Origin of the sequence: Marinobacterium sp. xm-d-564, from assembly GCF_013283345.1 — a bacterium.
Lineage (GTDB): Bacteria > Pseudomonadota > Gammaproteobacteria > Pseudomonadales > Balneatricaceae > Marinobacterium_E.
The window spans coordinates 169,465-181,356 of the sequence record NZ_WBYO01000001.1; the positions used below are offsets into that span (position 1 = coordinate 169,465).

General features: G+C 48.6%; 11 protein-coding genes. 2 read left to right on the plus strand and 9 right to left on the minus strand.

The window, feature by feature from the left end:
• Positions 1 to 337 precede the first annotated feature (337 nt).
• A complete protein-coding gene (locus XMD564_RS00860) occupies positions 338 to 2,194 on the plus strand; it encodes a SurA N-terminal domain-containing protein (RefSeq protein ID WP_173507648.1) in 1,857 nt (618 codons plus the stop codon).
• A gap of 85 nt (positions 2,195 to 2,279) precedes the next feature.
• Positions 2,280 to 3,017 carry a 23S rRNA (guanosine(2251)-2'-O)-methyltransferase RlmB gene (gene rlmB / locus XMD564_RS00865; protein ID WP_173480474.1) on the plus strand — a complete coding sequence of 246 codons (738 nt, stop codon included), beginning with the start codon at positions 2,280 to 2,282 and terminating at the stop codon, positions 3,015 to 3,017.
• Here rlmB and XMD564_RS00870 read toward each other — a convergent pair.
• The 9 genes from XMD564_RS00870 to dusB form a co-directional block, all read right to left on the minus strand.
• Complete coding sequence (locus XMD564_RS00870; protein WP_173483902.1) at positions 3,009 to 4,157, minus strand: acetate/propionate family kinase; 1,149 nt, start codon at positions 4,155 to 4,157, stop codon at positions 3,009 to 3,011. The two genes, rlmB and XMD564_RS00870, sit on opposite strands and share 9 nt — an antisense overlap.
• A gap of 2 nt (positions 4,158 to 4,159) precedes the next feature.
• Entirely contained in the window at positions 4,160 to 5,098 is a 939-nt protein-coding gene (locus tag XMD564_RS00875) for a bifunctional enoyl-CoA hydratase/phosphate acetyltransferase (RefSeq protein WP_173483903.1), read from the minus strand.
• 9 nt (positions 5,099 to 5,107) lie between these two features.
• Positions 5,108 to 5,473 (minus strand): histidine triad nucleotide-binding protein, encoded by a 366-nt coding sequence (locus XMD564_RS00880; RefSeq protein ID WP_217363598.1) that lies wholly within the window; start codon positions 5,471 to 5,473, stop codon positions 5,108 to 5,110.
• Positions 5,474 to 5,487: 14 nt separating this feature from the next.
• Positions 5,488 to 6,102 carry a LysE family transporter gene (locus tag XMD564_RS00885; RefSeq protein ID WP_173494698.1) on the minus strand — a complete coding sequence of 205 codons (615 nt, stop codon included), beginning with the start codon at positions 6,100 to 6,102 and terminating at the stop codon, positions 5,488 to 5,490.
• Between the two features lie 30 nt (positions 6,103 to 6,132).
• Complete coding sequence (locus XMD564_RS00890) at positions 6,133 to 7,176, minus strand: YeeE/YedE family protein (RefSeq protein WP_173494697.1); 1,044 nt, start codon at positions 7,174 to 7,176, stop codon at positions 6,133 to 6,135.
• Positions 7,177 to 7,325: 149 nt separating this feature from the next.
• Positions 7,326 to 8,609, minus strand: a complete 1,284-nt coding sequence (gene purD, locus XMD564_RS00895) for a phosphoribosylamine--glycine ligase (protein WP_173480480.1) — start codon at positions 8,607 to 8,609, stop codon at positions 7,326 to 7,328.
• Between the two features lie 21 nt (positions 8,610 to 8,630).
• Positions 8,631 to 10,208, minus strand: a complete 1,578-nt coding sequence (gene purH / locus XMD564_RS00900) for a bifunctional phosphoribosylaminoimidazolecarboxamide formyltransferase/IMP cyclohydrolase (RefSeq protein ID WP_173480481.1) — start codon at positions 10,206 to 10,208, stop codon at positions 8,631 to 8,633.
• A 23-nt stretch (positions 10,209 to 10,231) separates the two neighbouring features.
• The gene (gene fis / locus XMD564_RS00905) at positions 10,232 to 10,501 is read right to left on the minus strand and encodes a DNA-binding transcriptional regulator Fis (protein ID WP_173480755.1); all 270 of its coding nucleotides are present in this window, start codon (positions 10,499 to 10,501) and stop codon (positions 10,232 to 10,234) included.
• A gap of 37 nt (positions 10,502 to 10,538) precedes the next feature.
• On the minus strand, positions 10,539 to 11,513 hold the full coding sequence (dusB, locus tag XMD564_RS00910; RefSeq protein WP_173480482.1) for a tRNA dihydrouridine synthase DusB: 975 nt from the start codon (positions 11,511 to 11,513) through the stop codon (positions 10,539 to 10,541).
• Positions 11,514 to 11,892: the final 379 nt, after the last annotated feature.

Consider the following 11,892-nt stretch of genomic DNA (forward strand, 5'->3'; position numbering starts at 1 on the left):
TCTTGCTTATGGCATAAGAGATGTTATCATCCGTGCAATCGTTTCATTCTTGCCCAGACAATCGAGCTAATATGCGCTTGTAAGTAAGATTATATAGTAGTTTGAAACAATGGCTGTTTACTTTACTGAAGATATGCTCTCAAAGCGTTTGTTTACGTGGCTGCTAAGCATTCACATGAAATGAAACATTTCTCTTTGAACTTATTAAAAGACGCTGTAAACAAGTAATATCGGTTATTCCAGGGGTGCGCTTTAGCGCGTAAGAGTTTCAGACTCTCCCCACTAAAAAAGCGCATACCTCAGGTTGCGCTTTTTTTAATTCATAGGACACTCAGTCATGTTGCAATCAATGCGTGATAATTCACAAGGGATTATTGCTAAAGTTCTGGTTGGTTTGATCATTGTCGTTTTCGCTCTGTGGGGCGTTGACTCACTGGTCGGCCTAGCTACAGCCGAACCACCTCCCGCTGAAGTCAATGGTAAAGCCATTACTAAGAATGAGCTCTATCGTGGTATCGATCTGCAACGTCGACAAGTTCTAACTCAAATGGGCGACAATGCTGATCCAGCCATGTTAGACGATGTTGTTCTACGCAAAGTGGTTTTGGACAATCTCATAGATCGCAACGTACAGATCAGTGCAGCAGAAGAGCTAGGGCTTTTTGTGTCTGATCAAATGCTGGACCAGATGATCGTTGCAACGCGGGAGTTTCAGGTTGACGGTCGATTCGATCGCAACCAGTTTGAATCCGCTCTACGAGGAGCTGGTTTTACTCCTTTGACGTACCGTGAGCTTCTTAAGAGTGAAGCGCTGATGAATCAGGTGCGCGGTGCTTACGAGCAATCAGCCTTTCTAACCGCTTCGGAACTTGATCATCTTCTTGCTTTGAATACACAGACGCGTGATATCCGAGTGGCGCGTTTCTCTGTTGACGCTGATTCACAGACAGTGAATGATGCGGATGTGCAAGCTGCTTATGACAGTATGGGCGATCAGCTAATGACCCAAGAGCAGGTCGTTGTTGACTATGTTGTACTGGACCAAGCGGATTTTGTTGACCCAGACAGTGTGACCGAAGCCGAAATTAACTCTGCCTATGATCAGTTAAAAGTCGGTTTTGAAGGTGGTGAAGAGCGTTCTGCTAGTCACATACTCCTTGAGATAAGCGATGCCCAGCCTCTGGATGCAGCGCTGGCAAAGGCTGAAGAGATTCGTACGAAGTTGGCGGCCGGCGAAAGCTTCGCCTCACTAGCTGCTGAGTACTCACAAGATATTGGTTCAGCTAATTCAGGCGGTGATCTAGGTTACCTGACGCCAGGCCTTTTTGAAGGTCCCTTTGATGATGCTCTGTTCTCATTAAATGCCGGCGAGTACTCTGAACCTGTCGAGACCGAGTTTGGTGTGCACATCATCAAGTTAAACGATGTACGTGCTAAAGAGGTGCCAGCACTGAGCGAAGTGCGCGAGGATCTCATCTATGATGTTGCTGAAGCGAATGCAGAAGAGGTTTATGTCAGCGCACTAGAACGTTTAACGGATTTGGCCTTCTCTTCAGGCGACCTTGCCGTGCTTGCTGAGGAGCTGTCACTCGAGATACAAACCTCAGAGCCTTTGACTCGTAATGGTGGGACTGGCGATTTTTCTGACCAGAAACTGGTTCGTGCAGCCTTCTCTGATGTTGTGACCAAAGAGCGTCTAAACTCTGACCCTATTGAGGTGAGCAGTGGTCGTACCTTTGTTCTTAATATGAATGAATTACGACCCGCACGTCAGCTTGAACTTGCTGAAGTGCGTGATGATTTAGTCAGCAGGCTTAAGTCTTCCCAAGCGGCTAAACTGGCCTTTGAACAGGCTCAAAGTGCACTCTCTGCTGCACAAGAGGGTAAAGTTGACTTGGAGTGGGCTTCAGTCAAATCGATTGCACGTGGTGCAGCCGTTGATCTTGAACCTCAGATTGTAGAAGCAGCTTTTGCTATGGCTCGTCCAGAAGGTAGTGCAGACTATAAGGTTGTCCAGCTCTCTGATGGTACAGCGGCATTGATCACTGTTGATGCTGTTGGAACCTCGCAAGAGCAGATTGCTGAAGAGCTTCAGACACAAATTTCAACAATGTTGGCTGCCGGTGAGGGTAGTCAGGCATTTAGAACGCAGTTTGAAACACTAAAATCAAACGCTGAAATCGTCATCAATTAAGTCGACTTCAGTGAGATAGCCGCTCTTTAGCGGCTATTTTTTTCAGTTGCACGTCGGTGCGCCTTTAACGCTAAGGTAAAAGAGAATGAAATTGGATCAGGTATTTGGCATTCATGCTGTCACAACGCTGTTAAACCGTGACCCTGAGAGGGTAAAACGCCTCTTTATTGTTCAGGGACGCGTTGATCCGAAAGTAGAGAAAATTCTAGCCCTAGCTGCCCAGGCCGGTGTTCATGTTGAGACTATCAGCAAACATCGTTTGGATGAGCGTGTCGATGGTGTTCATCAAGGGGTGTTGGCCGAAGCTAAACCTCTACCCATTCTGGGTGATAAAGAGTTGTTTAAGCTGATGGATGAGGTTGACCAAACACCTCTTCTGCTAGTGCTTGATGGGGTTACTGACCCTCACAACCTAGGTGCATGTCTGCGTACCGCTGATGCGGCCGGTGTCGCAGCTGTCATCGCCCCTCGTGATAAATCGGCGCCATTAAATGCGACAGCGATTAAAGTTGCTTGTGGTGCAGCGGATGCAGTGCCCTATTTTCAGGTAACCAATCTCTCGAGAACGCTTAATCAGCTTCAAGAGCGTGGAGTGTGGATTGTCGGAACGGCGGGTGAAGCGAAAGGTTCCATTTACCAAACAGATCTAACCGGCCCATTAGCGCTTGTGATGGGCGCTGAAGGCAAGGGGATGCGCCGCTTAACACGAGAGCAGTGTGATCTGTTGATTAAAATCCCAATGGCGGGCGAAGTCTCCAGTTTGAATGTCTCAGTAGCAACCGGTGTTACCCTGTTTGAGATCGTCAGACAGCGATCAAACTAACTGCGTCGCGTATTTGGCTAGCATCCACTCCTCATCCGTAGGGACGACCTGCACTCTGACTTTGGATGATTTAGTAGCAATCTCAACTTGGTTGCTCTGATTTAGCTTGTTATCGATCTCTAGGCCTAGCCAAGCCAGTTGACTGCACACTTTTTCTCGAATGAGTGGGGCATGTTGGCCAACGCCAGCAGTGAAAATGACTCTGTCTAATCCACCCAATATTGCGGTTAACCGACCAATCTCTTGGGTAATGTGATAGCAGTAGTAATCGACGGTGAACTTCGCTTCCTCTAAATCTGATTCGAGCAGTGTTCGCATATCACTGCATAGACCTGAAAGACCCAGCCAGCCACTCTGTTTGTAGAGAAGTGTTTCGAGCTGATTTGCATCCATCCCTTCACGCATCAAATGAATCATCACGCCAGGATCTAAATTGCCTGTTCGTGACCCCATCGGTAAACCATCAACTGCTGAGAAGCCCATGCTGGATGCTTTCGACTCGCCGCCCAACATACCGCAAGCCGATGAGCCTGCTCCCAGGTGGAGAACGACAGTTCGCTCTTCTGGGTTTTCACAGAGTTGTTGGGAGTCTGCTATATAGGCGTACGACAGCCCATGAAAACCGTAACGGCGGATACCCATGTCACGAATCGATTTAGGCAGTGCATAACAAGTTTCTAGCTCCGGTTGATGAGCATGAAACATCGTATCGAAAGCGACCACATTAGTTGAGCCTGGATGTGCGGCTCGCACTTGTTCGATTAGACGTAGATTGAATGGCTGATGCAGCGGGGCCAGTGAGTTGAAAGATGTTAACTGTGCCATCAGGACGTCATCGACAAGGGCTGGTGCCGAGAAAAGGCCGCCTCCATGAACCACACGGTGAGAGACTATCAGTTCATTCTCTACTAAGTTGAACTGCTCAAAGAGTCTATCGACAACGGCAGCATGGATGCTGGCTGGATCAGTTTTGTCGAGGTCGGTGATCTCGATAGCCTTGCCATCAATGTTTAGAGCTAAATGGTCTGAACCTACGCCGGATAAGGAAGCTTCTCCAATCTTGGATAAAAGCTCGTTGTGTCGAGTGTAGAGAGCAGCTTTAAGGCTCGAAGAGCCAGCATTTAGCGTCAGTATGTTCATGACTATATCTTGCGGCCGTGGTGCACCATGTAGGAGGCCAGAGCGCAGCTTGCGAGCCGTGCGAGAACACCATCCGCTCGGCTTGTCAGAATGATCGGTACTCTAGCGCCTACTGCGACACCGGCTGACTGAGCTCCAGCTAAATAGATCAACTGTTTAGCAATCATATTGCCGGCTTCAAGATCAGGTGCTAGAAGAATATCGGCTTCACCGGACACTGGTGAGTTTATATGTTTATCGATCGCAGCCTGTTTTGATATGGCGTTATCAAAGGCGAGAGGACCATCCAAAATCCCACCAGTGATCTGGTTGCGATCGGCCATTTTACAGAGGGCAGCAGCATCAATGGTGCTCTGCATGTTCGCTTTCACCTTCTCGACAGCCGCTAGAATGGCTACTTTGGGGTGTTCATTCCCTAACGCATGCGCAAAGTCTATCGCATTCTGGACGATATCCTTTTTGGTATAGAGATCAGGAACAACATTGATCGCCGCATCAGTGATGATCAATGGTTTGTGATAGTTCGGTACGTCAAACACAAACAGATGACTCAAACGTCGCTCTGTTCTGATGCCACTCTCTTTGTGTAGAACGGCTCCTAGCAGCTCTGAAGTACCTAGAGAGCCTTTCATTAACGCTTGAGCGTCGCCCTGTCTAACGATGTTACAGGCGACCTCAGCCGCTTCATGACTGTGTTCAGTGTTGATGATCTGAATGCCACCAAGATCGGCGTTAATCTCCTCACTAGCCTGACGAATCTTATGCTCGGGGCCAATTAAAATAGGATTGATTAACCCCTGTTTAGCCGCTTCAAGAGCGCCGGCTAAGCCATTACCCTCCACAGGGTGGACGACGGCTGTGGTAATGGCTGTCGTCTGTCGTGCCTGTTCAATGAAGTACTCGAGTTGATTATTGGAGGGTAGATCTTTTATGACAGTCATCACACAGCCTTAAAGTGGTTGCTTAAGTGTATCGGTATAAGGTGGCCATCCCATCGCCTTGCCACCTAACAGGTGAAGGTGAATGTGGTAGACCGTTTGCCCTCCATGTTCGCGACAGTTCATGACAGTACGATAACCATCTGATGAAAATCCTTGGTCACGAGCAATCTCAGCTGCGGCTAATTGGAGGTGACCGAGGGCCTCAATATCCTCTGCAGTGGCATCATCTAAAGTTGAGATATGTTTTTTAGGAATCACTAAAGCGTGAAACGGAGCCTGTGGGTTGATGTCACGGAAAGCGATCACATGATCATTCTCAAATAGCTTTTCAGCAGGAATATCGCCAGCGACAATTTTACAAAATAGACAGTCCATCATTACTCCAATTTTTAAAGTGTTGCGGTAGACAATACCAGACCCGCTAGTATCAGTGCACTCCCAGATGCGCGATTGAGCCAAGCTCTGCCCTTAGGGTCTTGAACAAATTTTCTTAGGCGCGCAGCGATGCCTGAATAACCTGTCATTACAATCCAGTCGACCAATACCAGTGTCAGGCCAATAATCCACAACTGAACTGCTTGTGGCTCGTTAGGGTTCAAGAATTGTGGTACTAGTGCTAGTAGAAACACCATGCCCTTAGGGTTGGTGATATTAACTAAATAGGCGCGAATAAAGCGCTCTCGCTTCTTAAGAGGCTCAGCGTTATGAAGCTCGAGCTCAGCCTGCGAACGGATAATCTGAAAGCCCAGCCAGATAAGGTAGGCGGCGCCTATGTATTTAATGACTGTGAATAGAATAGGTGAGGTTGCAATGAGTGCCCCTAAGCCAAGTGATACCACCAGCATCTGGGTGCCATAGCCACAAATAAGGCCAAACACAGCTGGTGCTGCACCTCGTAAACCATTTGAGAGCCCAAAACTCACAGCGGTAGCAAAGCCTGCGCCAGGGGATAGCGAGATCATGATGGCTGCGCCTAACAGGGCAAGCCAGAGTTCAAAGGACATAGAATTTGCTCAGTCGTTAGAGCTGTTAATTTAGGCTGTCTCGCGACGGTAGTCGAGTACCCTGTCAGTGATGCCAGCACTTAGCCACATGAAGAAGAGTGCAACCCAAGCGGTGAGGGCCATTACTGCACCACCAGTAACACCAGCACCAACTGCACACCCGCCCGCAAGCATGCCGCCAAAGCCCATAAGACCGGCTCCAACCAAATAGCGTGAAAGGCCAGTCTCTTCGGTAAAGGTTTGAATTTTGAACTCTTTTGTTATCCAAGAAGCCAAGAATGAGCCCGCAAATACGCCGACAACAATGCCGATATCGAACGACAGAGGCACCTCTGGCTCGTTGATCAGTGCCATTAAGGTATCGGCTGATGGTCCAGTAAAACTAACGCTTTTCACCGCGATAATGTCAAAAGAGTTACTGGCATGCCAAGAGGTTAGTGCCCAGCCCAAAGCAACACTTAACCCGACCATGACGGCACCAAACTGCCAGTATATTCTGGGTGAGGTTCTTTTTGCCAAATAGAAAGCGGCGACAAATAGAATAATACCGAATCCTAAAGCCCCAAATTCTGGGAGCCAAAGTGACAGATCACGTGATGATCCATCGATTAGCCACCAAGATGAGATCTCATTTCTGGCGGGAGATAGAATACCTCTTAGTGCGGCTTGCGAGACAACGGTGACCACCAGTCCTGCAATGAGTGCTCGTAGATTACCGGTCGCAGATAGGACTAGAAGGCGGCTTGCGCAGCCTCTAGCCATGACCATGCCAATACCAAACATGGATCCACCAATGATGGCCCCAGACATAGAGCCTGTCGTTACCAGCTGCCGAATACTGCTTTTCTCGAGATCACCGTTAAGCATTAGAAGTTGAGTCAGGATAAGCGCTGTCGAGAAGGTAAAGAGCCAAATGGCGAATTTAGGACCAGGCTTGTTGCGCCAGAACTCAATACAGGCCGCGCGAAGACAGAACCGACTTTGCTGCGCAAAGACACCAAACACCAATCCGGTGATCAAACCTAAAAGAACGGCAACCTCTCCGCTGGAGTAGGCCTCTAAAAACTCAGGCATAGTCGTCTCTTATAAAAGGGTAATATCATTATTTTGCCTTGATCAATACTGAAGTGCGAGTAGTTTGGTTGGATCTGTTGACTGACATCAATGATGATTTTAGGCAATAAAAAAGACCCCGAAGGGTCTTTGATAGGTTAAGTTGAATATCAACCGTTTTCGCGGGCGATCGCTCTGTAAGCGATGTCGGTGCGGAAGTAGGCGTCTTTCCAGCTAACTTGCTTTAGAAGTTCGTAAGCGCGTGCTTGTGCGTCGGTTACTGTGTCGCCAAGTGCAGTGACACAAAGAACACGACCGCCGGCTGTCACGACATCATCACCATTTAGGGCTGTGCCTGCGTGGAAGATTTTGCTGTCAGCTGGAAGTGATGCAGGAAGTGAAATCACATCGCCTTTGTTGTAATCACCAGGGTATCCACCGGCAGCCATAACAACGCCAATGGATGGACGAGGATCCCATTGAGCGGTTGTTTTGTCGAGTTCGCCCTTAAGCGCAGCTTCACAAAGTTCGACAATGCTCGACTGTAGACGCATCATGATTGGTTGTGTCTCTGGGTCACCAAAGCGGCAGTTGTACTCGATTACTTTAGGTGTGCCATCGGCTGCAATCATTAGGCCTGCATATAGGAATCCAGTGTATCGGTTACCCTCTGCAGCCATACCGCGAACGGTTGGGTAGATCACTTCGTCCATGATGCGCTGGTCGATCTCTGGTGTAACCACTGGAGCCGGAGAGTAAGCACCCATGCCGCCAGTGTTAAGGCCAGTATCACCATCACCAACACGTTTGTGGTCTTGGCTGGTTGCCATTGGCAGAACGTTTTCGCCATCGACCATGACGATGAAAGAGGCTTCCTCGCCATCTAGGAACTCTTCAATAACAACACGGCTACCGGCATCGCCAAAGGCATTTCCGGCAAGCATATCTTTGACAGCATCTTCAGCCTCTTCAAGTGTCATCGCGACGATAACGCCTTTACCCGCTGCTAGGCCATCCGCTTTCACAACGATTGGCGCGCCTTTCTCACGAAGGTAAGCAAGTGCTGGTTCGATCTCTGTGAAGTTTTGGTACTCTGCCGTTGGGATCTCTTGGCGTGCTAGGAAGTCTTTAGTAAACGCTTTAGAGCCCTCAAGCTGTGCAGCGCCTGCTGATGGACCGAAAATTGCTAGGCCTTCTGACTGGAAGTAATCCACGACACCATCGACTAGCGGTGCTTCAGGACCTACGATGGTCAAGGCAACGCCGTTCTCTTTAGCGAAGTTGGCAAGAGCAACTTTGTCCATGACATCGATCGCGACGTTTTCAATACCAGCTTCAATCGCTGTACCTGCATTACCTGGAGCAACAAAGACAGTATTTACACGTGCATCTTTAGCGGCGCTCCAAGCTAGCGCGTGTTCACGGCCACCTGAGCCAATTACTAGAATATTCATATCGTTCAATCCCTTTAACGCTTAGTGGCGGAAGTGGCGCATGCCGGTGAATACCATCGCCATGCCATGCTCATCAGCAGCATCGATAACCTCTTGGTCACGCATTGAGCCACCTGGCTGGATAACCGCTTTGATACCCGCTTCTGCTGCAGAGTCAATGCCATCACGGAATGGGAAGAAAGCATCAGATGCCATCACCGAACCAGCAACTTGTAGGCCTTCATCCGCCGCTTTGATACCCGCAATTTTAGCTGAGTAGACACGACTCATCTGGCCTGCACCGATACCGATAGTCTGGCCATCACGAGCGTAGACAATGGCATTCGATTTAACGAATTTAGCCACTTCCCAGCAGAACAGTAGATCGCGGATCTCCTGTTCAGATGGTTGACGCTTAGTGACAATTTGAAGCTCAGATGCGTTCACCATGCCTAGATCACAATCTTGCACCAGTAGGCCACCGTTGACACGTTTGTAATCGAAAGCTGCACCAGGCTGTGCCGCAAATTCACCACACTCAAGTAGACGAACATTGGGTTTAGCGGCAACGATTTCGGATGCCTGAGCGCTCACTTTTGGAGCAATGATCACCTCGACAAATTGACGATCAACGATCGCTTTTGCTGTTTCTGCATCAAGTTCGCGGTTGAATGCGATGATGCCACCAAATGCTGAGGTAGGATCTGTCTGGAAAGCGCGGTTGTATGCTTCCAGAATGTTGCCGCCAATGGCGACACCACAAGGGTTAGCATGTTTAACGATGACACAGGCAGGCTCTTTGAAAGGCTTAACGCACTCAAGTGCCGCATCAGTATCGGCTACGTTGTTAAACGAGAGCTCTTTACCCTGAAGTTGACGAGCGGTTGAAACGCTGGCTTCAGTTGCGTTCTCTTCAACGTAGAAGGCTGCACGTTGGTGTGGGTTTTCACCGTAACGCATGTCTTGAACTTTGACGAACTGAGTATTGAAAGTGCGTGGGAAGGTCTCTGGCTCTTCCACACCCACTCGAGCACCAAGATAGTTTGCAATCATGCCGTCGTAAGCAGCAGTGTGTTCAAACGCTTTAACAGCAAGGTCAAAACGGGTGTTGTAGTTAAGACCCTTGTTGGCTTTAAGGTCAGCGATGATTGAATCGTAGTCAGAAGCGTTAACGACAATTGCGACATCTTTATGGTTTTTGGCAGCAGATCGAACCATGGTTGGGCCACCGATATCGATGTTTTCAATGGCCATCGGAAGATCACAATCTGGACGTGCGACGGTCTCTGCAAAGGGGTATAGGTTGACAACCACCATGTCGATTGGGTTGATGCCATGCTCAGTCATCACCGCATCATCAGTACCGCGACGACCCAAGATCCCGCCGTGCACTTTAGGGTGAAGGGTTTTAACGCGGCCTGCCATCATCTCTGGAAAACCCGTGTAGTCTGAGACTTCAACGGCTGCGATGCCTTCATCACAAAGCAGTTTGTAAGTGCCGCCAGTTGATAGGATTTCAACGCCTTGAGCAGTCAGTTCACGGGCAAAATCTACGATGCCAGTTTTGTCTGACACGCTGATCAGAGCGCGACGAATAGGAGTGTATGAGTCGTTAGACATGAGGCTTTCCATTTTTCAGAGATTTAAAGAAGATCATACTGCTTCAACTTTTTGCGAAGCGTGCCGCGGTTCAGGCCAAGAAGCTCTGAAGCACGGGTTTGGTTATCTTTGGTGTAGCGCATAACAGCTTCAAACAGCGGTGCTTCTACTTCAGTCAACACCATTTGATAAACATCACTTGCGGGCTGTCCATCTAACGTCTTGAAGTAGGTCTCAAGTGAAGATTGAACACTCTCACGCAGTGTTGGTGTCTGGGTTTCTGTTGTTATTTCAGAGATATCGAGATGTTGCATTGTATCGTTACTACTCACTACTACGGTTACCTAAATATTAAGCAGCTTGGGCACGATCAAAATATTGATCGAGGGCGTTAAGCTGCTCTTCAGCTGTTTCCAACTGATTAAATTCTTTTCTAAAGCCAGTCACATCGCTAACTGATTGCAGATACCAATTAAGGTGTTTTCGGGCGATACGAACGCCCATTAACTCTCCATAAAACTCGTGCAGAGCTTTCAGGTGGCGATTAAAAATAGAGTGTATTTCTGAAAGAGTGGGTGGCGCTATTTTTTCACCATGACGCAGATAATGATCAATCTCTCGCAAAATCCACGGGGTGCCTTGCGCTGCACGACCGATCATGACTGCATCAGCACCGGTGTAATCCAAAACAAAACGCGCTTTTTCTGGGGTGGTGATATCGCCATTAGCAATGACAGGGATGCTGATGTTCTCTTTAACGGATTTAATGGTCTCGTACTCAGCGTCACCAAGGTACTTATCTGACCGGGTTCTTCCATGAACGGTCAGCGCGGCTATACCAGCTTGTTCAGCCATTTTGGCGATGGTGAGTGCGTTGCGATTGTCTGGAGACCAACCAGTCCGAATTTTTAGGGTCACTGGTATATCGACTGCATTGACCACGGCTTCCAATATAGATTCGACCAGAGGTTCATCTTTCAGCAGTGCTGAGCCAGCTGCTTTATTACAGACTTTTTTAGCCGGGCAGCCCATATTGATGTCGATGATTTGTGCGCCACGCTCTGCATTTAACTGAGCAGCTAATGCCATCATCTCTGGATCGCCACCCGCAATCTGTACGGAGCGAGGCTCCGCTTCGCCTTGATGGTTTAGGCGAAATGAGGACTTGCGTGTGTGCCAAAGATTTGGATCTGACGTCACCATCTCTGACACAACAAGGCCTGCACCCAGTTCGCGACAGAGTTGTCGAAACGGGCGATCAGTCACACCAGCCATTGGGGCTAGAGCAACTTGAGTGTCAAGGCTGTATGGACCAATCTGTAACATCAAAAACCTGCCACAACGAGGGTGTAACTCCAATGAATTGGAATGTCCGTCGTTGGTTATGAAGGGCGCATATAATACTCTTCACGGACCGAGGGTCCAAGACGTTTTTGAATAAAAAATGATCAATTTTGGGGTTGACAGGCTAACTAGGGAACCTGCGAACAAGTCCATAATTTCTCAGCGTGATCTGAAACATTCAGATACAAGGCGGATTGTGCAACTAATGGCCATCGCCTTTAGTCAGCGATCCAACGCTGTAGATGGATGTTTCAGGTCGCGCCCTACGGGGCTTACAGTCAAATCCATCCTCTGCGTTCTGTTTTCTCGACTTAGCCCGCTAGGCCTTCAAAAACACGCCTGGATGACAAATTTGACTGTA

Bases quoted from the DNA above. Each gene is read 5' to 3' on its own strand.
- rlmB (WP_173480474.1), top strand. From the start codon at position 2,280: ATGAAATTGGATCAGGTATTTGGCATTCATGCTGTCACAACGCTGTTA.
- XMD564_RS00875 (WP_173483903.1), bottom strand. From the start codon at position 5,098: ATGACTGTCATAAAAGATCTACCCTCCAATAATCAACTCGAGTACTTC.
- purH (WP_173480481.1), bottom strand. From the start codon at position 10,208: ATGTCTAACGACTCATACACTCCTATTCGTCGCGCTCTGATCAGCGTG.
- XMD564_RS00890 (WP_173494697.1), bottom strand. From the start codon at position 7,176: ATGCCTGAGTTTTTAGAGGCCTACTCCAGCGGAGAGGTTGCCGTTCTT.
- XMD564_RS00880 (WP_217363598.1), bottom strand. From the start codon at position 5,473: ATGGACTGTCTATTTTGTAAAATTGTCGCTGGCGATATTCCTGCTGAA.
- XMD564_RS00870 (WP_173483902.1), bottom strand. From the start codon at position 4,157: ATGAACATACTGACGCTAAATGCTGGCTCTTCGAGCCTTAAAGCTGCT.
- purD (WP_173480480.1), bottom strand. From the start codon at position 8,609: ATGAATATTCTAGTAATTGGCTCAGGTGGCCGTGAACACGCGCTAGCT.
- XMD564_RS00885 (WP_173494698.1), bottom strand. From the start codon at position 6,102: ATGTCCTTTGAACTCTGGCTTGCCCTGTTAGGCGCAGCCATCATGATC.
- dusB (WP_173480482.1), bottom strand. From the start codon at position 11,513: ATGTTACAGATTGGTCCATACAGCCTTGACACTCAAGTTGCTCTAGCC.
- fis (WP_173480755.1), bottom strand. From the start codon at position 10,501: ATGCAACATCTCGATATCTCTGAAATAACAACAGAAACCCAGACACCA.
- XMD564_RS00860 (WP_173507648.1), top strand. From the start codon at position 338: ATGTTGCAATCAATGCGTGATAATTCACAAGGGATTATTGCTAAAGTT.